Below are 24,594 nucleotides of genomic sequence, written 5' to 3'. Positions count from 1 at the left end.
AATGCATTTTCTGCCAGGTTCACCGAGCTCGACCTAACCGTTCGACAGAAGTACTTCTGGTATTTTTTGTAGGCAAACCATTCTGTGGCCTATTTTCTTCGATCGAAACGGTTTTGAAAACACTGAACTCATTTCCTTTTTCGGCAACGTTTCCGGTAACGTTTTTTTAGAAAACCAGCCAAAACCGCCGGGCTTTCATTTTACGCTCTCCGATTTCTTCAGTTAAATTCAAAAATAATTCAACAAAAACCGGCTATCAGCTCTGAAATCCAATTAGCAGCTTTTTGCAAATTAGTTGAGAATGTCGGCAGAAAAATTGTACTATTCCAATCCCTTACCAACATGAAAATACATCTAAGAACAGTGCGATGGCTCCCCGCCTTCCTGCTCTTCATCACGCCGATCTGTTTATCACTATTAGCCCGCCATCCAGCTTTGGCTACCGCCACAAGGGCGGTAAAACCGGCGGCAATTCTGGTCAAAGGAACCGTTTCGTCGGAAACCGGCGAAAACCTGCCCGGTGTTACCATTGCCGTAAAAGGAACCACACTCGGCACCACTACCAACGAGTCGGGTCAATACAACCTCAGTGTTCCCGACGGAAATGCCGTTCTGGTATTCAGCTCGGTCGGCTATGAAAAACAGGAAATGCCGGTTGGGAACCGCAGCACGATCAACGTGACGTTGAAAGCAGACATGAAAGCGCTGGGTGAAGTGGTGGTCGTAGGGTACGGAACCCAGCAGCGCCGGGATTTGACCGGTTCTGTGGCTTCCGTAAAAGGCAAAGACCTGGAAAACCTGCCCGTAGCAGGTCCCGTTGAAGCCTTACAGGGCCGGGTGGCTGGCGTCGAAATTGTGCAGAATAGCGGTTCTCCAGGTGGTGGCTCCACCGTCAAAGTGCGGGGAATTACTTCCTTGAACGCGGGAAATAGCCCTCTGTATATCGTTGACGGCGTTCCGATTACGGGCAACATCAACGTTGTAAATCCCAACGACATTCAGTCGATGGAAGTACTGAAAGACGCTTCGGCTTCGGCCATCTACGGCGCGCGGGGTGCCAACGGTGTCATTATCATCACAACCAAACGCGGCAGGGCCGGAAAAACGTCCGTGAACTTTAACGCCTATACCGGTTTTTCGGAGGTTCGGAAGCAGATTCCGATGCTCAATGCCGTGCAGGAACGGGATTACATCCTGAACGCCGTCCAGAACGCGGGCGTGGCTGAGGTGCGGCTGGGGTTGGATACCTTGTTCAACGGCGATGTGCCGGTTTACGACACCAACTGGCAAAATGAGCTGTTCCGCAACGCGCCGGTTTCCAATTACGAGCTATCGTTGCGGGGCGGCAATGACAAAACCACTTACGCGGCCAGTTTGGGTCTTTTTGATCAGAAAGGTGTCGTGATCAGCTCGGGTTACCGGACGTACCGCGGGCGGTTTAGCATCGATCACCAAGCGTCGTCACGCTTCAAAACCGGGGCCAACATCTTGCTCTCGACGGCCAAACGCGACCGCGTTCCGGAAGGCGACGACAACAATGCGGTTTTGACCAATGCACTCCGGATGCTGCCGTTCTCACCGGTTTACAACCGCGACGGTTCGTACACCTTTGTCGATCAGATTCAACGCCCGAATCCCGTGGCCCTGGCTACGCAGAGCGTTTCGTTTGCAGTCGTAAACCGGCTGCTTGGTAATGTTTATGCCGACTACGAAATCCTGAAAAACCTGACGCTCCGCTCAACGCTGAACATCGACTATTCGGGTACCCGCGACGAAAACTTTATTCCGAGCACCATTCAGGGAGGAGCCGCCCGACCCGCAACGGCTTCTTACGGCGACGGCTTTAGCTGGATCAGTGAAAATACGCTGAACTACAACCGGACGTTCGGCTCCCATAGCCTGTCGGGTCTGCTTGGGTACAGCGTGCAGGAAACGCGCTCGTTCAACCTCTCAGCAGCGGCCAATCAGGGTGCCACGGACAATATTCCGACGCTGAACGCAGCGGCTACGGCCACGGGTGCATCCAGCAGCAAATCCGCCTGGGGACTGGTTTCGTATTATGCCCGGGCCAATTACAGCTACAACGACAAATACCTGCTATCGGCCACGTTGCGCCGGGATGGTTCTTCGCGGTTTGGCGCCGACAACCAGTGGGGCTGGTTTCCGGCGGCTTCGGTGGGCTGGCGGCTTTCGCAGGAACCGTTCATGCAGGGTTTGCCCTTCATCAACGACCTGAAACTCCGGGCCAGCATCGGCGTGGTTGGCAACCAATCCATCAGCGATTACGGTGCCCAGGGGTTGTACAGCACCGGCCGCAATTACATCGGCAAATCGGGCATCGCGCTGTCGGCGGTTCCGAATCCGTCGCTGAGCTGGGAATCGACTACCCAATCGGACATTGGTCTTGACATTTCATTTCTCAATGACCGCATCGCCTTCACCGCCGACGCCTACCTGAAAAAAACGAACGATCTGCTGTTGTCGGTCAACTTACCCACTACATCAGGCTTTAGTTCCGCGCTGCAAAACGTGGGCAACACACAAAACAAAGGACTGGAATTCAGCATCTTCAGCCAAAACATTACCGGAGCCGGCACGACGGGCGGTTTTAAATGGAGCACCAATTTCAACCTGTCGTTCAACCGGAACAAGATCATCAAGCTCTCCAACGACAACGCCGATATCATTCAGGCCAGTGCCGATGCGGTTTATTTCAGTGAACGACCCGTCGGCATTGGGCGCGTGGGCGAACCCATCGGTATTTTCTACGGGCTGCTTTACACGGGTCGCGTCTACGCCACTTCGGAAGAAGCTAAAGCCGCCAACATGCGGGATGGCAGCAAAACCGGTCCGCTCTACGAAGCAGGCGATATGATTTACGTAGACCTGAACGGCGACGGAGTAATCAACGCCGATGACCGTACCATCATTGGAAACTCCAACCCGAAATTTACCGGGGGACTCACCAACAGCTTTTCGTTTAAGGGCTTCGACCTGTCGGTATTCATGCAGTGGTCGTACGGGAACGATATTTACAACCAGACCCGGCAGGCATCCAATCGGAGTTTTGTTTACAACGCGGCTACGACCGAGGTGCTGCGGAGCTGGCGGAAACAGGGCGATATCACAGATGTGCCACGCGGAACGCCCAGCACCATCGCCCGCAACGGTGTTCCATCCAGCCGCTGGGTTGAAGACGGTTCGTACCTGCGGATCAAAACCGCCACGCTGGGGTATACGTTTCCGGTGTCCATCCTGAAACGCATCAAAGCCGAGAGTCTGCGGGTGTACGTCTCCGGCCAGAACCTGTTTACGTTCACCAACTACCTCGGTCTGGACCCCGAAGTAAACTTCCGGAGCAACCTGCCCCTACTGCAAGGAATTGATCTGGGGACCTATCCGCAGGTTCGCACCTTCACGTTTGGTTTAAATCTCGGCTTCTAACCTGACCTCGACCATGAAAAAATTCTTTTATCCCATAGTAACCACCGCCCTGCTCAATCTGGCGAGCGGGTGTACCGGCGTACTCGATCAGGTGCCGCCCAGTGCCCTGACGCAGGGTTCGTTTTTCCAGAATGCCGCCGACGCCGAAGCCGCCATCATTGCCGCCTACGATGCCTTGCAGGGTGACGACACCCGGCGGGTAGTCTGGGGCGACGCCCGTGCCGACAACCTCATCGTTCCTGTCTCCACAATTGGAGTCACGGACCCGGGCGTACTTGATTTTCAGAATGATAACATCAGCAACAGCAGCGGTTTTGCAACCTGGGGCGGTTTTTATTCGGGCATCAACCGGGTAAACAACGTACTGGCGCAGGTGCCCAACATCCAGAGCCCAACCGTCACCAGTGTCAGAAACCGGATCATGGGCGAAGCGTATTTTTTGCGGGCGTTCAACTATTTCTTTCTGGTCCGGCTTTGGGGAGCCGTGCCACTCGTGCTGGAACCGACCAATTCGCTGAACAAAGACCTGCAACTGCCCCGCACCCCCGCCGACAAAATTCAGGAGCAGATTCTGGCAGACCTCAAAGAAGCCGAAAACCTCCTGCCGGTTTCGTACGCATCGGCCATCGAAACCCGGGGCCGGGCCACACAGGGTGCCGCGCAGGCCCTGTTGAGCAAAGTGTACCTCTGGCGCAGCTCATACAACCAGACCAACGAATGGCAACTGGCCGCCGATTATGCCGCTAAAGTGCGCGCCAATGCCACGTATTCGCTGGTGTCGGGAGCTACTTACGGCACGCTTTTTACAGCGAAAAACACAACCGAATCCATCTTCGAACTCCAGTACAGCAACGCCAACCAGGAAACCAACGGCCTATCGGCCTACTTTTTACCCCGCAGTAGCAAGGTCCAGACCGGCGGCAACCAGACGTTGATTCCATCACCCAAACTGGTGGACGCCTTCGAACCGGGCGACTTACGGAAAGCGGCCAGTTTTTTTCTGAGCAACCCACAAACCGATCAATTTCCAAACCTGCCGACGGTGGCCAAGTACCAGGGAACAGTGGTTGGCAACGCCCGCTTTGGCGACAGCAACTACATTTTCCTGCGGCTGGCCGACGTCATTTTGATGCAGGCCGAAGCCCTCACGCAACTGGGTAAAACCACCGAAGCGGCTGTGCTGGTCAATCAAATCCGGAACCGGGCCGGGCTTGCCAATACAACCGCCACCACCAAAGAGGCCTTGCTGCTGGCCATCGAGCAGGAACGGTTTGTGGAATTGTGCTTCGAAGGGCAGCGCTGGTACGACCTGCTCCGAACGGGGCGGGCCAAAGCCGTGCTGGGCATGGATAAAAAACCGTTATTGCCGGTTCCGATCACCGAAATCATGCTTAATCCGAACCTATTACCCCAAAATCCGGGCTATTGATTGTTCTATCTGCCGTTTTATCGGTAAGTCGTTGAAACGGCCGGCTTTTACTCAAAACCGTTGAAGTTATGCATTTGAATCTAACAAGAACCGTTCTGTCCATTGCACTGATTCTGGCCCTTACGGGCCCCTTGTGGGCGCAGCAGGATTGGCGGGATATCAAAACCGGAACAATCATTCCTGACGAAACCTACAGCGACCAGCCCTACATCGTCAAAACCAACGATGGAGCCTGGCTGTGCGTGCTTACCACCGGAACCGGCCACGAAGGCGCATCGGGACAGCACATCATCACGCAGCGCAGCCTCGATCAGGGCAAAACCTGGATTGACAAAAGGGATGTCGAACCCGGCGACGGTCCGGAAGCTTCGTATGCCGTGTTACTGAAAGCGCCATCGGGACGGGTTTTTGTTTTCTATAACCACAATACCGATAACATTCGGGCAGTCAAAGGCGACGATCCACCGTACAAAGACGGTTTGGTGAAACGCGTGGATAGTCAGGGCTATTTTGTTTTTAAATACTCCGACGACAACGGCAAAACCTGGTCGGCCAACCGGATTACAGTTCCGATGCGAAACTTTCAGATTGACAAGAAAAACCCGTATCAGGGCAAAATTCAGTATTTCTGGAACGTCGGTCGAGCCTTTGACTACAAGCAGTCGGCTTATGTGCCGGTTCATAAAGTCGGCGGTTTTGGCGACGGTTTTTTCACTTCCAGCGAAGGCGCGTTACTGCAAAGCCCGGATTTGTTGACGGTTAACGATCCGGCCAAAGCAAAATGGAATACGCTACCTGATGGCGAAATTGGTCTGCGTACCCCCACTCAGAACGGCGGCCCCATTGCGGAAGAACAGAGTTTTGCGATTCTGAGCGACGGCTCGTTCTATTCGGTGTACCGGACTATCGACGGTCATCCGGCTTATACGTACAGCCGCGATGGCGGTCGTACCTGGGACACACCCCAGTACCTGCGCTACGCCAACGGCCAGTTGTTCAAGCACCCGCGAGCGGCCAATTTTGTCTGGAAATGCGAGAATGGGAAGTACCTCTACTGGTTTCATAACCACGGCGGACGGTTTATCCGGGAACATCCCCGACGTCGGAATATTGCGTACGAAGACCGCAATCCGGCCTGGGTGTCGGGCGGTGTGGAAGTCGATTCGCCCAAAGGGAAAATCATCCGGTGGACGCAGCCCGAAATTCTGCTCTACGACGAAGACCCGCTGATCCGGATGAGCTACCCCGACCTGGTGGAAGACAAAAGTGCTTATTACATCACGGAAACACAGAAAGACATTGCCCGCGTCCACAAGATCGACGAAAAACTGCTAACTGGTTTGTGGAATCAGTTTGAAAACCGGACGAAAACCGAAGACGGTTTGGTGACCAGCTGGACGTACCAATCCGGAAATTTCCCGCAAACCGTTGCGGCTCCAACGCTGCCCGAATTGTACAAACGGGATACGAAAAAACTGGAGCAGCCGGGCGTAAATGTTCCCGACGGATTTACGATTGAACTGAACGTCAACCTCAACAACTTGTCTGACAATCAGATTCTGCTTGACGCCCGCGACGCGACCGGCAAAGGCTGGCTGGTACGAACGACAGACAAAAAAACCGTGGAATTTGCCATGAACGACGGTCGAACGCAAGCCGCCTGGACGTGTGACGAAAATGTACTCAAACCCAACCAGAACCACCACCTCAGTATTGTGGTCGACGGCGGTCCGCACATCATCGCCTTCGTGGTCGATGGCGTACTGAACGACGGCGGCAACTCCCGCCAGTTTGGCTGGGGGCGGTTTAATCCGTACCTGAAGTCAGTGGCGGGTGCGTCGCAGATCCGCATCGGTGCGTCGATTAACGGACGGGTCAATCAGCTGTCGATCTATAACCGGGCGCTGCGCATCTCAGAAGCAGTCGGAAACTACAATGCCCTGAAGAAAATACCCTGAATCCGTTACGATTAACCCGTGGCTTTTTGAAAATGATGCCTTTATTCCGAACCTTTACAACGGTTTAAGTTTTCAATTCCTGTCTTCGTCAATCGTTATTTCCCACCGTTTCAGCCGTGGGCTGGGCTTCCTATCACCCAATCACTAAACACTCTTCCAAAACACAACCCATTTTACTCATGAACTTGAAACGCTCCATCGTGAACGCCAGCATTGCTACGGCCCAAGACGTTATTGCCCATTTCGGGATGCACCTCCCACCCTTTGCCCACTGGACGGTCGAGCAATGGCGGACCGCCGGTCCCGAATACAATGAAATCCGCGACTGCATGCTTGGCTGGGATGTTACTGATTTTGGCAGCAAGGATTTTCACAACATCGGCCGGACGCTGTTTACGGTTCGGAACGGGCGAACCAATCACCCCAATTACCCGAAGCAATACGCCGAAAAGTGGCTCATTGACCCCGAAAACCAACGCGCTCCGGCGCATTTTCACCTCTCGAAACGCGAAGACATCATTTGCCGGGCGGGTGGTAACGTACTGGTGCAACTGACCAAAGCCGATGCGGAAGGTAACCCTTCCAGCGAAACGTTTCTGACGCAGGTAGACGGCTGCACCCGGCGGTTGGGCGCTGGCGACATTGTACGTTTACGACCGGGCGAAAGCCTGACCATCCATCCACGGACCATTCACCAGTTTTGGGGCGAAGAAGGCACGGGCTGGCAAATCGACGGCATTGGGTATACGCTCAGCGCGGAGATTTCCAGCGTCTGCGACGACCTGAACGACAACGTATTTCTGGTCGATTACGGAGTTCGGTTTCCGGAGATTGAAGAAGACGAACCCCGAAAGTATTTCCTTTGCCATGAGTATCCAGCGGCTGCCGTTGAACTTCTTAACGCATAAATTCCTAAAAACCGGAACACCCGTTTAAAAACCGTGTTCCGGCACACCCTTAAACAGAACTTTTATGCCGCGTCGTTTGTCCACTCTCCTGCTGGCGTTGTCTGGCCTGGCCTTTGCCGCATCGGCGGTGCTGTATACTTCCGATAACCAGTCGGCCAACACCGGTCCGGTTCTGATGCTGGCGCTGGTATTGCTGGCGCTCGGCTTTCGCGGTTTTGCCCAGCTCAAAGGATTTTCCTATACCGTCTGGATTCTGGCAGCCGTTACCGTGGCGATGTTTTATCCGGGGTATTTCTTCACGGTTGGCGATTTCGAGTTGAAGCGGCTGATTGTCCCCTTTGTGCAACTGACCATGTTCGGTATGGGATCGCACATGAGTTTTGATGACTTCAAGGGCGTTGTCCGGATGCCGAAAGGCGTTTTGATTGGTATTTGCTGCCATTTTATGGTGATGCCACTGGTGGGTTTCGGACTGTCGCACCTGTTTGATTTTGAACCTGAAATCGCCGGGGGCGTCATCCTGATTGGTTGTGTTTCCAGCGCGATGGCTTCCAACGTCATGTCCTATCTGTCGGGTGCCAATCTGGCACTGGCCGTCACCATTGGTGCGTGCTCCACCATCCTGTCGCCGTTCATCACGCCGTTTCTGATGAAATGGCTGGGTGGTCAGTACGTCGAAATCGACATTGCACACATGATGATCGACATTACCAACATGATCATCATTCCGGTGGTAGCCGGTTTTATTTTTAACCTTTTCTACTTTGGCAACGAAACCAAACGGGCAAAAACCGTTCAGCTGCTGGCGTTTGCCGTGGTTATTTTTGTCACCAACGTGATTATGATGTTCGTGACCAAAGCCGACTTCGCTGGTTTTCTGACGGCTCTGCTCACGTCTGCGTTCTGGTTTTACCTCCTGCCGATGGTGAGTGCAATTCTGTTGAAAAACGCAAAAAACATTGACCGGCCCATGATCGAGAGCGCCCTGTCGTTTGTAGCCATGTTGGGCATTGTCATCAACACCGTGATCATCACCGCTTCCGGACGCGACAACCTACTGCAGGTGGGCGGTTTGCTGATTATTACCTGCCTGTTGCACAACATCATCGGCCTGAGTGTCGGCTATTTCACGGCTTTGCTTCTGGGCTTGCCCGAGCGTGATCGGCGGACGATTGCGTTTGAAGTAGGCATGCAAAATGGCGGAGTAGCCACCGGTCTGGCGCTAAAAATGGGAAAAGTAGCTACGCTGGGGCTGGCATCGGCCATTTTTGGGCCCTTGCAGAACGTAACGGGTTCGGCGCTGGCCAACTGGTTTCGCAAACGACCAACCGGTACCCATACCAACCATAATGCATCGGTTGCTCCAAAAACCATCACCGAACTGGCAAACGAAAACTAGTAATTTGCTCCCACTAGTCCGAAGGGCTTAACGATGGATGATCCAGGAGGTTTTCCGGAGTCAAGTCTTTCGGACTTGGCAACTGCAACCACAGCCGAACGATTAGGGGATAAAAACCAGCGTCGCAATAATACCGAGGCTGTACAACAACTTGACGCGCAGAATACGCAGGCATTTGCTGATGTGAAATTCAACGGTTTTTTCGGCTAATCCGAGCTGTTCTGCAATCTCTTTGTTTGCAAGCCCACTGCGGCTCAGTTCAAACACTTCACGACTTTTCTCGGGCAGTTTTTTCAATTCCCGGGAGTATACTTCCTGAGCCTCCCGGGCCTGAACCCAGTCCTGTACAACGTTGGCTGCGTGGGAAACCGTCACTTCCGAAAAAACATCGTCCAACGGGACGGATTTGTACAGCAGTTGCTTCCGCAAGTGGGAAATGATGCGGTTTTTCAAGGCCGAGAATAGGTACACGTGCACGGCTTTTTCCACGAAAATGGTTTCGCGCCGTATCCAGAGGGTCACGAATAAATCCTGCACCAGATCTTCGGCCACCACCCGATCGCCGGTTTTTCGGTAAGCCAGCGCATACAGCTTTTCGGCAAAACGAACGTGCAGTTCCGCAAAAGCCAATGTATCGGCTTCCGTCTTCACCAGTTGCCACAAGGCATCAGCGCTGTTGTCACGGTACGGGGTTTGCATCTTCGTTAAAATACAGGACGAATGCAATTATACTAAGTTTCAGACAGTATTTTATTTATTATAAATTTTCATCAAATTCCACCAGGGTCGCTGGTCTTTTCTGCGTCTTATGGATAAAGATGCTTGTCATTCTGTGTATTGACCAACGACCGTATGAGCCAGCCCACCATTTCGCCCGAGTTGCTAAAGAAATACCTGGAAGGAGCCTGTAGCGCCGAAGAAGCGGAACACGTGGAGCGTTGGTATGCAACCCTGCACGAAGGGGAGGCCGCTCCGGGCAGTTTTCACCAGGATCAGCACTTTCGAAAAATACAGGCTATCATTCATCAAAATCCCGACGACATTCCGTCCAACAGCCATGTGCGTCGAATAGTGCCGACTTTCTGGCGGTATGCGGTGGCGGCCGTAATCATTCTGGTAAGCGGCCTGGTCTTGTTTTTTTACCCCAGCGGCCAGCCGTCGGCAACGGAAACCACGGCCAGTACCACGGCCCTCGTCAATACCAAACGGCAGGTTGTCCGGCATCAGCTGCCCGATGGCAGCCAAGTTTGGCTCAACCCGGAAGCTAAAATTCGGTACACAAGACAGGCGTTTTCCGAAACCGCACGGGAGGTCAGCATCGAAGGCGAAGCGTTTTTTGATGTTACCAAAGATGCTTCCCGGCCATTTTACGTCAAAAGTAATTCACTCATCATCAAAGTATTGGGTACGAGCTTCAATGTAAAAACCAGCCCGGACCAATCCCGTTATGAAGTCTCCGTAGTGACCGGAAAAGTGTCCGTTTCAGCGCCGGACAACGCCGGAAAAGAAAAAACCGTGTTACTCCAACCCCGCCAGCAAGCGGTTTTTGAGGCAACATCAGGACGGCTTACGTCCATAGAATTCTCCCGGTTCCGGGAAAAAGTGGAAACCTGGCAACCCATTTCGCTTACGTTCGAAGATGAAAAGTTGTCGGAAATTGCCATCCGGCTCCAGAAGCGCTACGGAATCAAAGTCCGACTGGCGAACTCCCGGTTAGCCAATTGCCGATTGAAAGCCACTTTTGATCACAATCGATTATCGGAGATTCTGGATATAACCACCCAGATGGTGGAAGCCACGTACGAAATGCGGGGCGACAGCATTGTCATCGACGGCGAGGGCTGTGGTAACGTAGAGTAAATCAGAAAACCGGCAGTATCAATTCCTAAACCCAGTAAAACCCTTCTATGCAGCAACAAAAATCAAAACCCTTCGCTGGCTTTTAAAGGAAATCAGGAGTGATTGCGGCACTCCTGACTCTGAACAAGCTCTCCAAACCTCGTCACCCGGAAGGTGATGAACGGCTTCTTATTGTTCAATTTAACCACCCAAACCTATGCATTTTTTTCTAAAAAGCAAGACGGCATACCTCATTATGCGGTTATCGGTGCTCCAACTCCTGCTGATCGGACTGATTACAGCCGTGGCCTACGCCCGGGAGTCTGATGCGCAGGACCTGCTCAAACGAAACATTAGTTTAAAAGCAGATAATATTCCTCTGCAAAAGGCACTTTCTGAAATTGAAAGCCGGGCCAACGTCCGGTTTGCCTACAGCCGGAGTCTGATTCCGGTTGATGAAAAAGTAAGCATTACGGCGCTCAATGAGCCGCTTTCGGCGGTGCTTGACCGGTTGCTATTGCCACTTCAAATCGCGTATAAATCCACAAATGACCAGATTGTTCTCAAACGAAACCGGAAAAAGACCACGTTTCTGTACCCTGCCGAAATTATCCGGGAAATCCAGCCGCTTCCGATCCCGCCAAAACCTGATTTAACAATTTCGGGAAAAGTAACCGATGAAAAGAGTGAAGCGCTGCCCGGCGTCAGTGTGGTCATCAAGGGCGCCCAGCGCGGCACCACCACCAACGCCGAAGGGCAATACACGCTGACGGTGCCGGACGAAAGTGCTACGCTGGTGTTTTCATTCGTCGGTTATCTGCCGCAGGAAGTGGTGGTGGGTAAACAGTCTACGGTCAATGTGCTGCTGCAAACCGATACGAAGGCGCTGGCAGAAGTGGTCGTGGTGGGCTACGGAACGCAGCAGAAAGAAGACATTACCGGGGCGATTTCAACCATCTCCGAAAAACAACTGAAAGACGCACCCGTGGCCCAGGTAGGGCAAATGCTCCAGGGTAAACTGAGCGGGGTCCGCATTGATCAGACGTCGGGGCGGCCCGGCGAAGGCATGAACATCAAAATCCGGGGTGCCGTGTCGATCACCGCCGGGGCCGACCCGCTGTACGTGGTCGATGGCATGCCCATTTCCGGCAACATCAACACCATCAATCCCGCTGAAATTGAAAGCATTACGGTTTTGAAAGATGCCGCAGCCTCGTCACTCTACGGATCCCGGGCGGCCAATGGTGTCGTGCTGATCACCACCAAATCGGCCGTTCCGGGCAAAACGCTGATTGATTTTGATGCCTACTATGGTTTTGAGCGGATTCCGCAAACACGTCGCCTGAAAATGATGAACGCGCAGGAATACGCGCAGTTCCAGAAGGAGATTGCCGCCGAAAACGGTCGCCCGGTGAATGCGGTTTTTCAGAATCCCGAACAGTACGCCGGCAAAGGCACCGACTGGTACAACGCCATCACGCAGACGGCGGCCATCCAGAGTTACAACCTGACCGTCAACGCGGGCATGAAAAACTTCAGCACATCGGTCACCGGGGGGTATTTCAGCCAGGAAGGTACCATCGTTGGAACCGGTTACCAACGGCTTTCGCTGCGCGTCAACTCCATTTTTACGCCCAGCGAAAAGGTTAGAATCGGTTTTAACCTAGCCCCAAATTACGCGACCAACACCAATTTTGCCACCGACGGCGGTCCTTACGGTTCTGAAAACATCGTTTCGGCGGCCCTGGCCACTACACCCTTAGCCAGCCCATACAATCCAGATGGCAGCCTGGCGCTGACGGCTTCGGACCCCGCCACCTTTGGCAACCCCAACTGGTTGCGCGTTGCCAAAGAAAAAGTATACCGGGGCAAAAATCTGCAATTGCTCTCCAACGCTTTTGTGGAATACCGCATTCTGAAAGGACTAACGGCCAAAACGACGGTGAATGTACAAACGGGTAATTCCAATGTGTTCCAGTTTAACCCGTCCACGATTGGCGTGATGTTTACGCCCCCGCCCCGCATCCCGTTTGGCTCTGATAATACCGGGCGTTCGTACAACTGGGTGAACGAGAACTCATTGATGTACCAGACCGACATAAACGGCCACAACATCGACGCGCTGGTGGATTTTACGGCGCAACGCTACCGGGGCGAAAGCACGCTGGTGACGGCCAGCAACTACGCCGACGACAAGATTCAGGCTGTCAGTGCCGCCGGTCGGGTGGTGGTCTCCAGTGGTGTGCAGGAGTGGTCGCTCCTCTCCTATCTGGCGCGGCTGAATTACAACTATAAAAATAAATACCTGTTGACGGCCTCCGTCCGGCGCGACGGTTCGTCGCGGTTTGGCCCCGACAACCGCTGGGGTAATTTCCCTTCCGCTTCGGTAGGCTGGATCGTGTCGAAGGAGGATTTCTGGACCTTCAAGCCTATTTCGTTTCTGAAAGTTCGCGCCAGCTACGGCACCACCGGCAACTTCGACATCGGCAATTACACCTTTCGCTCCACCATCAGTCCAGTTTTTTACGCCTTCAACAACAGCCTGTTTCAGGGCCGGGCTACGACGAATCTGGGCGATAATGCGCTTGGTTGGGAACGCAAGAAACAATTTAACCTCGGGGCCGATGTATATTTCCTGAACGACCGCATCCAGCTGACGTATAATTACTATTCGACGCGCTCCAGCGACCTGCTTTTCAACGTGGCCGTTCCGCAGTCGTCCGGATTCAGCAATATCCAGACCAACATCGGGGAGTTGAAATTATGGGGGCACGAATTCGGCATCAATACGTACAACGTTAATACCCAACGGTTTTCGTGGAATACCAACTTCAATATTTCGTTCGACCGCAACGAAACCGTCAGCCTTTCTACCAAAGAGACCACGGCGTTGTTTCACGGCATCCTGAGCTACGGTTTTTACAGCCACCGGTCGCAGGTGGGTCGCCCGGTGGGCCTCTTCTACGGCGCAGTTCAGGACGGGGTTTACGTCAACCAGGCCGACTTCGACAACTCGCCTAAATACGCCGACTCGCAGGTAGGCACCATCAAATTCCGGGATTTGAACGGCGACGGCAAAATCACCTTCCCGGAAGATTATACCGACATTGGCAATCCCTGGCCGAAGTTCATTTTCGGAATGACCAACACGTTCAGCTACGGCAACTTTGACGGATCACTCACCCTCACCGGCACCTACGGCAACGATATTCTGACGCACTACGAGAACTGGACGACCAACCTGGACGGGGTTTTCAATGTGTTGCAGGAAGTGAAAGACCGCTGGAAGTCGCCGGAAAACCCCGGCGCGGGCAAGTACGGCAGCACCAAGCAAGGCACCACCTACCTCGAACGTGACCGCTGGCACACGCGCTACATCAAAGATGGCAGTTTCCTGTCGGTTAAAAATATCACGGTTGGCTACACGCTCCCGCTGAAAAACAACGGCCCGATTCGCCGACTGCGGGTGTACGCCAGTTCGCAGAACGCCTTCATTTTCACCAATTACCCCGGTCCCAACCCGGAAGTCAACACCCGAAATTCGGCCAGCGGCAGCTCGCCGGGCATCGACGAAAATTCGTACCCGGTTCCCCGAACCGTTACCCTGGGCGTCAATGTCGGTTTTTAAACCTTACTCCGATTTACCATGAAAAATAAAGCGATACTCGCAGGAATTTTGTTACTAACGGTTAGTTCCTGCACTGATTTTCTGGACGTTGTTCCCGAAACCGTGTTGACACCGGCCAGTTTTTACCAATCGAAGGCAGATTTTGAGCAGGCCGTCGGCGGCATTTATGCCCCCTTGCAGGGCCTCTATAACCAGGATTGGGTGCTGAACGAAATGCGCTCGGACAACACGCACTTTGTGTTCAACATTGCCCAACGCGGCCCCAAACCGGAAGAAGACCCCTCGACCTTTACGCTGGAAAACAACAACCGCAATACCGCCGGAAAATGGACCAACGATTACCTGATTATTGCCCGCGCCAACCAGGTGCTGAGTACCATCGACGCCGTGGCTTTTGACCAGCCCTCCAAAGACAATCTGAAGGGGCAGGCGTATTACCTGCGCGCTTTCGCTTACTTCGATTTGCTGAAAAACTTTGGGGGGGTGCCCATTTTTCTGGAACCGGCGGCTTCGTACCAAAGCACGTTCAAGCCCCGGGCCAGCAGCGACGAGGTTTACAAACAAATCATTGCCGATGCGGAACAGGCTACCAACCTGTTGCCCACCAAAGCCGCTCAGACGCCCGGCCGAATGGCATCGGGCGCAGCCTACACGCTGCTGGGAGACGTTTACCTCAACCAGAAGCGCTGGGCCGACGCCGAAACGGCGTTAAAACAGGTGGCTCCACAAGGATACGCGTTGCTGCCGGAATACGCCGACATTTATAAACCGTCGAACAAAACAAACAGCGAAATCATTTTCGACGTGCAATACGCCGAAGGGACCTCACAGGCCGTCAGTAATTATTTGCCCTACCGGTTTTTGCCCGTCCTGGCCGATCCGTCCGTAATTACGGGCGTCAAACCGTCGGCGTCTAATACAGATGGCTGTTTTAACACGCCAACGCCCGATTTGCTGGCGGCTTATGAGGATACACTCAAGGATAAGCGGTACAAAGCATCCATCGGTTTTTACTCCGGGCCGTCGCCACTGGTAGGCATTACCTACCGAAACACGCCGTACATCAAAAAATACCAGCACCCGCATGCGCGTTACGGCGAAACGGGTGTTAACTGGCCCGTTTACCGGTACGCGGAAGTGCTGCTGATGCTGGCCGAAGCCACCAACGAACAGGGCAAATCAGCCGATGCGACCGGCTTTCTGAATCAGGTCCGGGCGCGGGCGGGGCTCCCCACAACCACTGCAACGGCCCAGACAACCCTGCGCGAGGCCATCTGGCGCGAACGCCGGATCGAGCTGGCTTTTGAGAACAAACGCTGGCGTGATCTGGTCCGCAGCGGACTGGCCGTCAAGACGATGAGTGAGTACGGTGCCCGGGTGAAAGCGAATCCACAGAAATATTACTACCCGGCGGATAGCGGACCAGCTGCGACGGCTTTTAACGTCACGGAACGGGATGTGCTATACCCCATTCCCATTGGCGAAATCATCATCAATCCGGATTTGAAGCAAAATCCGGGGTATTAGTAACGTTTTTTCTATTCCAAACCTGTCAGGTCGCCCAGACGGGGTCGCCCAGACCTGACAGGTTTAGATTTGCGATTCCAAATCTCTCCAACGCCCGGTTGAGGAGGCTTTTTTAACCTGACCCATACTTGTATGACCTTTCTCCAACTCTTCGACAACGGTTTTCGTCGTTCCTTTTTGCACCGGCTACTTCCGTGCATTTTTGCCCTCACGGTTTTTGTGGGTCAGGCTCAACCACGGGTCGACAAAACGTTTTTCAACGGTAGGGATTTAACCGGCTGGTCAGCCGTTGACAAGCAATACTGGTCGGTAAAAAACGGGGCCATCGTGGGCCGGGCCGATCAGAAAGTCGATAAAAACAAATTCCTCTGGTCGTCAGTCAAAGTGGCGGATTTCCACCTCAGTATTGATGTAAAACTCGATCCGGACGAGTGCAACGCCGGAATCCAGTTTCGTTCTCAGAAAGCGGATGCGTCGGGGCAGGCGCTGGGATACCAGGCTGATATGGGCAAGGATGTCTGGGCACGACTCTACCACGAACACGGACGGCAAAAGCTGGACTGGTCGGACCGGGGCGAAAAAGCCGTCAAACGTGGCCAGTGGAATCATTACGAAATTCTGGCCGTGGGCGACCGGATCTGGACGGCCATTAATGGCAAACTGGCCGTTGCCATCAAAGATCCTGGTGGCGATGCATCGGGTTACATTGCGCTCCAGATTCACAGCGGAAACCCGCAAACCGTTGCGTACAAGATCAACAAGCTGGTACACAATCCGAAAATCGAACTCGCCGGATTAACCGAAGCACAATTGAACAATCAGTTGAAACTTCCGCTGGACAAGCGCCAGAGCAACGCCGTGCCAACGTTTCAATCGGGCCACATCATCGCACTGACTGGAGGAGCCAACATTGCCGCGATGCGAAAAGACGGTATTCTGGAAACTTTGCTTTACGCGGCCCACCCCACCACTCAACTGCGCATCTGGAACCTCGGCTGGGATGGCGACACAGTTTATGAGCAATTCCGGGATGTTGGCTTTGGCAGCTGGAGTCGCAACCTGGATAGCCTGGGCGTCAATACGGTTTTTGTTCAGTTCGGGCAAATGGAGTCGCTGGACGGTGTGAAAGCCCTGCCGCGGTTTATCGATGCGTACCAGAAATTACTCGATAGCATTCGGAAGCCAGATCGGCAAATTGTGCTGCTTTCGCCCGTTCCGTTCGAACAAAACAGATTACCCCTGACGCCACTAGGCAAATCAGACAACCCGATGAACACCGCACCGGTCGAAAAATACGCAGACGCCATTCGGGAGCTGGCGCAAACCGAAGGGTATGACTACATCGACCTCTTCCACCCCATCCGGGCATCGGCTACGTTTGGCTCGCTGACCACCGACGGTTTTCACCTCAACAAGAAGGGCCAGCAACTGGTGGCTGATCTGATCCTGCAAGCCCTGAATGCCCCCGAAAAACGTTCCGGGACGCTGGCTGCGCTCCAGCAGGAGGTGCAGAAGAAAAACGAGCTGTGGTTTAACTACTGGCGACCCAGCAACTGGGCTTTTCTGAACGGCGACCGAACAACGCAGCCATTCAGCCACGACTGGCAGGACAAAACCCGCCGGATTTTTCCCGAAGAGATGAAAACCTTCGAACCCCTGATTCGGGAAGCGGAACAACAAATCTGGAACGAACAAAAAAAGCTGGCTCCGGTGCGATAGAGCCACTTCTTACCGAACGAATTATTTCCTACTACCTGAATTTTGTGTCTGATGACTCTTGTTCATAAAACCGTTGCCTTTTCGTTTGCTTTGCTGCTCTTTACCAGCCAGATTCAGGTTGGCCTGGCCCAGAATATCAATCCCATGTCCGTATCTCCGGCGGAAACCGATAACTCGGTGGCGGCTGAACTCAAGTCATTTCAACTCGCCGAGGGCTACAAGATCGAGCTTTTCGCGTCCGAAGAACTCGGCATTGCCGATCCCTGCGCCATGCGATGGGACGAAAAGGGCCGCTTGTGGGTGCTGACTATTCCCTCCTATCCGCAACTGGAACCCGGTAAAAAACCGTCCGATAAACTCTTCGTTCTGGAAGACCGCAACGGCGACGGCAAAGCCGATACATCCTTCGTTTTTGCGGACGGTCTGATGATGCCGCTCGGGTTTGAACTCGGCCACGGCGGGGTGTATCTGGGCGAGCAGACTGAACTGGTGTTTCTGAAAGACACCGACGGCGACGGCAAAGCCGATACGCGGGACGTGTTGATGTCCGGATTTGGAACGCATGATTCGCACCAGACCATCAACTCCTTTCTCTGGAGTCCGGGCGGGGAGTTGTTTTTTTCGCAGGGACACAGCATCTACAGCCGCGTCGAAACGGCCTGGGGCGTCGAAAAAGCCGACCGGGCGGCCATCTGGCGGTACCGGCCGCTACGCCGACAACTCGACAACTTTCTGGACGGTTCCACGGCCAGCGTCAATCCCTGGGGGATGAACTTCGGCGAGTGGGGCGAGATGTTCCACAAAGCCAACGATCCTGAACTGTTTTATACCGTTCCGGGGCTGGTCAAAACGTCTCACCGCGCGCTGCTGCCGCCCATTGGCAAGCTGGTGATCAAAGGCTCAATCATTGAGATTATCCGAACGAAACACTTGCCCGATGACCTCAAAGGCGATTTTGTCATTGCCGGTTATTACAACAATAAAATCGAACGGATGCGGGTCAGCAATGATTCTTCGGGCTACATGGCCCGCTTGCTCGATCCCATTCTGAGTTCATCCAGTCGCAGTTTCCGGCCCATTGATATTAAGGTTGGTCCTGATGGAGCGCTTTACGTACTGGATTGGTACAACCCAATTATTGGGCATTATCAGGCTTCCATGCGTCACCCCGACCGCGACAAAACACATGGTCGCATCTGGCGCATTACGGCTACCGGTCGCCCGCTCGTCCAGCCGCCAAAACTGGCCGGGCAACCCGCTGCGGTGTTGCTGGACCATCTGAAATCCGACGAGCATTGGATACGGTATCATGTCAAGCGGGTGCTGGCCGAAAAACCGCTGACCGAAGTACGACTGGCTTTAACCGAATGGGTTGAAAAACTAAATCCAAATGACGCAACTCACGAGCATCACCTGATGGAAGCGCTCGGCGTTTTTGAAAGCCATGAGCTGGTTCAGGAATCGTTGCTCCGGCAACTCGCAACCGGCAAAGAACCGGGAGCACGGGCCTACGCAGCCCACGTTACGGGTCGTTGGGCCGACCGGTTGCCGAATCCACTGGCCCTACTGGAACCGCTGATCCAGGACGAAAATGCGCGGGTTCGGCTGGAAGCGCTGGTGGCCATCAGCAATGTTCACACCCCCGAAGCAATGGCGCTGGCGACGTGGGTGCTCGACCGCCCGATGGACAAGTTCCTGCGGTATGCGCTAAACAAAACCGCTCATGCGTTGCAACCGGTTTGGGAACCCGCTTTGCAAACCGGCAAAGTAGCGTTCCAAAAACCGGCGCAGTTGGCCTGGCTCGTGAGCGTGCTGCCGCCTTCGTGGTACAAACCAGCACAATTTCGGCAGCTGGCGGGCCTTGAAAATCTAGCGCCGGAGGTTCGGCGAAGCTTGTTGCTGAGTCTGGCGACCAGCGGAAATGCGGCTGATATCGACTTTGTTTTGGGCCAGCCATCCGTTCAGGCGGATGCCGGCTTGCTCGAAAACTTGAGCAAACTGGAAGCCCGGACCGTTTCGCCGTTGGCCGCCAGTTCTGTCCAGAAAAGCCTGTCATCAAAAACCGCCGAGGTGACTATAGCCGCGATTCATCTGGCCAAAGCATGGAAAATTACTTCGGCAGCACCGATCATTCATGCGCGGACAATGAACAACCAAACCGATCAGCGCATTCGGGCGGAAGGATTGAAAGCCCTGGTTGAGCTGAAAGGCCGGACGGTTTTGCCGTTGCTGCAAAAGCTGGCGGCTGCGCCCGAAACCCCGCGCATGATCCGGCTGGCGTCGTTGCAGGGATTGAGCGAGCTGGACGTGGCCCTGGCAGCCGCAGCTACCGTGAAAGAAATACAAAAGTCGGATCTTTCGGGCGAAGCCGTGCGGGCCTTCATCACGCCCCTCATCGACCAGCGGGGCGGCATCAAGGCCCTGTCGGCCCAGCTGAGTAAAACCGCTCTTGCAAAACCGCAGGCCCGGCTGGTGCTGGAAGCCCTGGCTAGCAAAGGAATTGACGCGCCCGAGTTGAACAACCGCCTAAACAAAATGGCCGAAGAACGAACGATCGTTTCGCGTCAGTACAGCCCGGAATACGTCGAAAAACTGGCCAAAGCCGTTCAGGAACAGGGTGACGCCCGGCGGGGAGAACTGATCTACCGGGCGAATCCGAGTTGTGCGGCCTGCCACGCGCTGAACGGTAAGGGCGGCACCATCGGGCCAAATCTGTCGGCAGTGGGCCGGGGCCTGTCGTCACGGGAGATTATCACGGAGGTGTTATGGCCCAATCAGAACATCAAGGAAGGATACAACCGGGTGCAGGTGGAAACGAAAAAAGGCGAAATCATTCAGGGCATCAAGGTGTTTGAAACGCCGGAAGCCATTCAGATCAAAACTACTGATTCGCCCAAAAGCCGGATGGTTAACAAAAAAGAACTCGCGAAGCAAACCGAAACGGGTTCGTTGATGCCCCCAGGTCTGATGGATGCGTATTCGGAAGAAGAGGTACGGGATTTGATTCGGTTCCTGAGCGAGTTGGGGAGCAAATAGGATTTCTTTATACCGGTCCGGGCCGCTTTGGTAAGTTCCAATCTATCAAAGTGGCCCGGATTTCAAGCATCGGTTCCAAAAATTAGTCTAAAAATCAGCTCGATCAGTATTTGGAGTAATGGTCTACGTAAATCTTGCTAACCTTACCCGCCCGGAAATGAACCTGAATCTGATCCATCTCGTCCTGGCCGGTCGAATACCCGAAGTACCATTGCGGGGATTGGCCCATGCCCGTATCGTAGCCCGTTGCCAGATTCTTGGTCAACAGCGAAATCCGCTGAAACTTATTTCGGTAAGCCTTTAGGTCGCTGATCGTAGCCAGCTTTGCGTACAAGGAGGTAACTGAATCCCCAATGCGCACGGACGAGCTGGCGTTGCGCTTTTCGGGCCACTGGCTGAGTTTCTTTCCATCGTTCAGGTAAATGACTTTGACCGACTGATTTTCGATGGTTATCTGCACTCCCGTACCCGAACCGGGTTTTTCGTCAAGCAGAATGTACTGGTAAAGTGGAATGCGTTTTTCAAGGCTGCCAAGATCCGAAAAAATATTGCTGACAATATGAAGGCCGCTCACCCCTTTTGTGGCTTGCAGGGCTTGTATTTTAGGGTATACCGAAGCTGCTTCTTCGTCGATGGCGATGCCTAAGTAGCTACCTGTCATCACACTATCTCGAACAACTTTGTAAGGTTCGGGTTCTGGACCAGTAGTTAGGGGATCTACCGGAGAATCGAATTGGCAGCTGACCAGAACGGTCATTAGGAGCAGGAATCCACTTAAAGTCAACTTCATGGGTTTATCGTTTATACGAACGGACCCGCCCCTGACGGATTCGGTTGTAATCATATGACAAAAAACACACAAAAACCGGCTCAATTGGTACGGCATTGCTAATTGTCCGACTCCCGCAACCGTGGCAACCACGTCATAAATGGTGCCCGCAATACTTACAGAAAACCGCATCGGCGTCGTGCCCTTCCCGCCCACACGATGGGCACGCCTGGGCCGACACTTTCTGAAACTTCTGAGCCGCCTGTGAAATCTCGACCGTGACAATCCCGGTTGGAACCGCAATGACCCCGTAACCAATAATCATCACCAGCGAAGCCAGCGCCTTGCCCGCCGGAGTTTGCGGAGACAGATCGCCGTAGCCAACGGTTGTTAGGGTTACAATGGCCCAGTAAATGCTCGTCGGAATGCTGTCAAAACCGTGCTCCTCCCCCTCGATGATGTACATAATAGACCCAATGATGACGACCAACGTCAATACCGTCAGGATAAAAACGCTGATTTTGCGTTGGCTGGCTTTGAGGGCCGAGACAATGATAGAGGCTTCTGACAGGTATTCGGAAAGCTTAAGAATTCGAAAAATGCGCAGTAAACGCAAAATCCGAATGGTGAACAGGTACTGCGTGCCCGGTATAAACAAACTCAGGTAGGTCGGCAGAATGGCCAGGATATCAATTATTCCCAGAAAGCTGGTGGCGTAATGCAAAGGCCGTTTTACGCTCAACAGCCGCAACATATACTCGATAGTGAACAACACGGTAAAGAACCACTCCACCTGGCTCAGCAGATCGCCATACCGTGCTCGTACATTGGCCATACTTTCCAGCATGACCACCGTGACGCTCACCAGGATACTCCCGATCAGGGCGATATCAAATGCTTTTCCGGCGGATGTATCCGATTCAAAAATAACCTCATGCAAACGACTGCGCCAGGGCGTACGAGGACGTTTGGGGGTGGTTGTGGCCATGCGTGAACGTTCGTTTAAACCCAATTTTAACCAGGCAGACGGTCAACGGGTTTTATCAGTCAGAAAAATAAGCGCGATCGCTAAAAAGAACAACCTTATTTTGAACGGACTACCCTACTTTTGCCGCTTGTCAACGAAGAACTTTCGATGAAAAAACAGTGGATTGGTTTTTTATTGGCCATCGTTGCGGCCACATTTTGGGGTATTTCCGGGGCATTTGCCCAGTTCCTGTTCAACCATCGGGGTATCGACACCGAATGGCTGGTAACGGTTCGGTTGTTAGTTTCGGGCGTGATTCTGCTCACAATGGCCTATATCCGCAAAGGACCAGCAGTCAGCCAAATCTGGAAAAATAACACGGACATCATCGACATCCTGATCTTTGGACTGATCGGCATTTCGTCCGTGCAGTATACGTATTTTGCCGCTATTGAATATTCCAATGCCGCCACCGCCACCATCCTGCAATACATTGGGCCCGTGCTGATCGTCATTTACCTGGCTTTCCGAAACCGTACCTGGCCCGCTCCCTTTCAGTATCTGGCGGTTTTTATGGCCACGCTCGGTACGTTTCTACTGGTGACGCACGGTCGTTTCGACAGCCTTTCCATCTCGGGTGAGGCTTTGTTCTGGGGATTGGCCGCGGCTCTGGGACTCGCTTTTTATACCATCCAGCCGATGCGCTTGCTGAGTCGCTACGACCCCATGATCGTCACTGGCTGGGGAATGCTGCTCGGCGGTACGGCTTTTAGTTTCATTCATGCCCCCTGGAACACTTCGGGTCAGTGGGATCTTTACACCTACCTGTCACTGGTAGCCGTCATTCTACTGGGCACGGTTATTGCCTTTTCGTTTTTCCTGCAATCCGTCAAACTGATTGGCGCCGAAACCGCCAGCCTACTGTCGTCCGTCGAACCATTGTCGGCCACGCTGCTTTCCATTGTGTGGCTGAATATTTCGTTTGGTTACATCGACTGGCTGGGCGGTCTGCTGATTTTATTAACCGTAATTCTGTTGACCGTAAAAAAACGAGAACCCGCCTTTTGACATTCAGCAAGACAGGCCATCTGCAACACTGCCTATGCATCAATACGTTGCCCGGCCCCCTGAAATATCGTAGATAAAACCGGTTGAAAAGCTGTTTTCCGGCGACACGATAAAACTAGCCATGGCGGCCACTTCGTCGGGTTCACCCAAACGACCCATTGGAATTTTGGCGGTCATGTAGGCCAGTTGCTCAGGCGCGGTATCGGCGTTCATGGCGGTTCGGATCACGGCGGGTGCCAGCCCGTTGACGGTTATTCCGGCGGTGGCGTATTCCTTGGCGATGGCTTTTACCAACCCGATCACGCCGGCTTTGCTGGTCGAATACCCCACCATCCCCGGATTGCCTTCCTTGCCCGCAATGGACGCGATCAGCAGAATCCGGCCGTAGCCCCGTTCAGCCATGTGCGCAACGGCGTATTTGGTGATTAAAAAGCTCCCGAACAAATTAACTGCGATAACTTTCGCGAAATCAACGGTTTCGTATTCGGTGATGCGGGTGCTGGTGGGGCCAACAATGCCCGCTGAATGCACAACGACATCAATTTTACCAAAATCCGCAACGGTTTGGGCAACCGCGTCTTTCACCGGTTCGTCCTGCGAAACATCCACGACATACGTCCGAACGGGAATATGCAGGGCTGTTAGCTCCTGCGCGGTGCTTTCCAGCAGAGCGGCATTTCGATCAAACAACGCCAGCGAAGCGCCTTCTGCGCCAAGCCGCATCGCAATGGATTTTCCCAAACCGTCGGCTCCGCCGGTAATAATGACTACCTGGCCTTGAAACCGGTCAGGAAAGTTAGTTGTATAGCTCATTTTTATTTGGTAGAGCAAAGGATAGACAAGAGAAGATAGACTTTGGATTTTGTATTGCGTTGTTCTATCTTCTCTTGTCTATTCTCTCTT

At 53.5% G+C, this 24,594-nt stretch carries 15 protein-coding genes; 11 read left to right on the top strand and 4 right to left on the bottom strand.

What is annotated here, in order from left to right; translation table 11 throughout:
- Positions 1 to 342 precede the first annotated feature (342 nt).
- From ACYVH9_RS06930 to ACYVH9_RS06910, 5 genes are all read left to right on the top strand, one after another.
- Complete coding sequence (locus ACYVH9_RS06930; protein ID WP_460635570.1) at positions 343 to 3,444, top strand: SusC/RagA family TonB-linked outer membrane protein; 3,102 nt, start codon at positions 343 to 345, stop codon at positions 3,442 to 3,444.
- A 13-nt stretch (positions 3,445 to 3,457) separates the two neighbouring features.
- Positions 3,458 to 4,873: a RagB/SusD family nutrient uptake outer membrane protein gene (locus ACYVH9_RS06925; protein ID WP_460635569.1), complete on the top strand. Its 1,416-nt coding sequence runs from the start codon at positions 3,458 to 3,460 to the stop codon at positions 4,871 to 4,873.
- Positions 4,874 to 4,941: 68 nt separating this feature from the next.
- A complete protein-coding gene (locus ACYVH9_RS06920) occupies positions 4,942 to 6,831 on the top strand; it encodes a LamG-like jellyroll fold domain-containing protein (protein ID WP_460635568.1) in 1,890 nt (629 codons plus the stop codon).
- A gap of 179 nt (positions 6,832 to 7,010) precedes the next feature.
- Positions 7,011 to 7,739 carry a D-lyxose/D-mannose family sugar isomerase gene (locus tag ACYVH9_RS06915; protein WP_460635567.1) on the top strand — a complete coding sequence of 243 codons (729 nt, stop codon included), beginning with the start codon at positions 7,011 to 7,013 and terminating at the stop codon, positions 7,737 to 7,739.
- 64 nt (positions 7,740 to 7,803) lie between these two features.
- Positions 7,804 to 9,138 (top strand): bile acid:sodium symporter family protein, encoded by a 1,335-nt coding sequence (locus ACYVH9_RS06910; RefSeq protein WP_460635566.1) that lies wholly within the window; start codon positions 7,804 to 7,806, stop codon positions 9,136 to 9,138.
- Positions 9,139 to 9,240: 102 nt separating this feature from the next.
- Here the strand turns inward: ACYVH9_RS06910 and ACYVH9_RS06905 are convergent, their stop codons facing one another.
- Positions 9,241 to 9,837 carry a sigma-70 family RNA polymerase sigma factor gene (locus tag ACYVH9_RS06905; protein WP_460635565.1) on the bottom strand — a complete coding sequence of 199 codons (597 nt, stop codon included), beginning with the start codon at positions 9,835 to 9,837 and terminating at the stop codon, positions 9,241 to 9,243.
- A 153-nt stretch (positions 9,838 to 9,990) separates the two neighbouring features.
- Here ACYVH9_RS06905 and ACYVH9_RS06900 point away from each other — a divergent pair, with 153 nt between their 5' ends.
- From ACYVH9_RS06900 to ACYVH9_RS06880, 5 genes are all read left to right on the top strand, one after another.
- Positions 9,991 to 10,998, top strand: coding sequence for a FecR family protein (locus ACYVH9_RS06900; protein WP_460635564.1), 1,008 nt, complete (start codon positions 9,991 to 9,993; stop codon positions 10,996 to 10,998).
- Positions 10,999 to 11,194: 196 nt separating this feature from the next.
- The gene (locus ACYVH9_RS06895; RefSeq protein ID WP_460635563.1) at positions 11,195 to 14,605 is read left to right on the top strand and encodes a TonB-dependent receptor; all 3,411 of its coding nucleotides are present in this window, start codon (positions 11,195 to 11,197) and stop codon (positions 14,603 to 14,605) included.
- 18 nt (positions 14,606 to 14,623) lie between these two features.
- On the top strand, positions 14,624 to 16,132 hold the full coding sequence (locus ACYVH9_RS06890; RefSeq protein WP_460635562.1) for a RagB/SusD family nutrient uptake outer membrane protein: 1,509 nt from the start codon (positions 14,624 to 14,626) through the stop codon (positions 16,130 to 16,132).
- 132 nt (positions 16,133 to 16,264) lie between these two features.
- Complete coding sequence (locus ACYVH9_RS06885) at positions 16,265 to 17,851, top strand: family 16 glycoside hydrolase (RefSeq protein ID WP_460635561.1); 1,587 nt, start codon at positions 16,265 to 16,267, stop codon at positions 17,849 to 17,851.
- 51 nt (positions 17,852 to 17,902) lie between these two features.
- Positions 17,903 to 20,887, top strand: a complete 2,985-nt coding sequence (locus ACYVH9_RS06880) for a PVC-type heme-binding CxxCH protein (RefSeq protein WP_460635560.1) — start codon at positions 17,903 to 17,905, stop codon at positions 20,885 to 20,887.
- Positions 20,888 to 20,990: 103 nt separating this feature from the next.
- Here ACYVH9_RS06880 and ACYVH9_RS06875 read toward each other — a convergent pair whose 3' ends face one another.
- Together ACYVH9_RS06875 and ACYVH9_RS06870 are read right to left on the bottom strand one after the other, a co-directional pair.
- On the bottom strand, positions 20,991 to 21,677 hold the full coding sequence (locus ACYVH9_RS06875; protein WP_460635559.1) for a hypothetical protein: 687 nt from the start codon (positions 21,675 to 21,677) through the stop codon (positions 20,991 to 20,993).
- Positions 21,678 to 21,810: 133 nt separating this feature from the next.
- Positions 21,811 to 22,644: an ion transporter gene (locus ACYVH9_RS06870; RefSeq protein ID WP_460635558.1), complete on the bottom strand. Its 834-nt coding sequence runs from the start codon at positions 22,642 to 22,644 to the stop codon at positions 21,811 to 21,813.
- Between the two features lie 147 nt (positions 22,645 to 22,791).
- Between ACYVH9_RS06870 and ACYVH9_RS06865 the strand changes: the two genes are divergently transcribed.
- The gene (locus tag ACYVH9_RS06865) at positions 22,792 to 23,691 is read left to right on the top strand and encodes an EamA family transporter (RefSeq protein ID WP_460635557.1); all 900 of its coding nucleotides are present in this window, start codon (positions 22,792 to 22,794) and stop codon (positions 23,689 to 23,691) included.
- 39 nt (positions 23,692 to 23,730) lie between these two features.
- Here the strand turns inward: ACYVH9_RS06865 and ACYVH9_RS06860 are convergent, their stop codons facing one another.
- Complete coding sequence (locus ACYVH9_RS06860; protein WP_460635556.1) at positions 23,731 to 24,504, bottom strand: SDR family NAD(P)-dependent oxidoreductase; 774 nt, start codon at positions 24,502 to 24,504, stop codon at positions 23,731 to 23,733.
- Between the last annotated feature and the right edge of the window lie 90 nt (positions 24,505 to 24,594).

It is taken from the genome of Larkinella harenae (assembly GCF_054780515.1).
This window is presented reverse-complemented; position numbering and strand designations above follow the sequence as displayed.

Bases quoted from the DNA above. Each gene is read 5' to 3' on its own strand.
- ACYVH9_RS06915 (WP_460635567.1), top strand. From the start codon at position 7,011: ATGAACTTGAAACGCTCCATCGTGAACGCCAGCATTGCTACGGCCCAA.
- ACYVH9_RS06860 (WP_460635556.1), bottom strand. From the start codon at position 24,504: ATGAGCTATACAACTAACTTTCCTGACCGGTTTCAAGGCCAGGTAGTC.
- ACYVH9_RS06910 (WP_460635566.1), top strand. From the start codon at position 7,804: ATGCCGCGTCGTTTGTCCACTCTCCTGCTGGCGTTGTCTGGCCTGGCC.
- ACYVH9_RS06930 (WP_460635570.1), top strand. From the start codon at position 343: ATGAAAATACATCTAAGAACAGTGCGATGGCTCCCCGCCTTCCTGCTC.
- ACYVH9_RS06900 (WP_460635564.1), top strand. From the start codon at position 9,991: ATGAGCCAGCCCACCATTTCGCCCGAGTTGCTAAAGAAATACCTGGAA.
- ACYVH9_RS06890 (WP_460635562.1), top strand. From the start codon at position 14,624: ATGAAAAATAAAGCGATACTCGCAGGAATTTTGTTACTAACGGTTAGT.
- ACYVH9_RS06875 (WP_460635559.1), bottom strand. From the start codon at position 21,677: ATGAAGTTGACTTTAAGTGGATTCCTGCTCCTAATGACCGTTCTGGTC.
- ACYVH9_RS06885 (WP_460635561.1), top strand. From the start codon at position 16,265: ATGACCTTTCTCCAACTCTTCGACAACGGTTTTCGTCGTTCCTTTTTG.
- ACYVH9_RS06925 (WP_460635569.1), top strand. From the start codon at position 3,458: ATGAAAAAATTCTTTTATCCCATAGTAACCACCGCCCTGCTCAATCTG.
- ACYVH9_RS06865 (WP_460635557.1), top strand. From the start codon at position 22,792: ATGAAAAAACAGTGGATTGGTTTTTTATTGGCCATCGTTGCGGCCACA.
- ACYVH9_RS06905 (WP_460635565.1), bottom strand. From the start codon at position 9,837: ATGCAAACCCCGTACCGTGACAACAGCGCTGATGCCTTGTGGCAACTG.
- ACYVH9_RS06870 (WP_460635558.1), bottom strand. From the start codon at position 22,644: ATGGCCACAACCACCCCCAAACGTCCTCGTACGCCCTGGCGCAGTCGT.
- ACYVH9_RS06895 (WP_460635563.1), top strand. From the start codon at position 11,195: ATGCATTTTTTTCTAAAAAGCAAGACGGCATACCTCATTATGCGGTTA.
- ACYVH9_RS06920 (WP_460635568.1), top strand. From the start codon at position 4,942: ATGCATTTGAATCTAACAAGAACCGTTCTGTCCATTGCACTGATTCTG.
- ACYVH9_RS06880 (WP_460635560.1), top strand. From the start codon at position 17,903: ATGACTCTTGTTCATAAAACCGTTGCCTTTTCGTTTGCTTTGCTGCTC.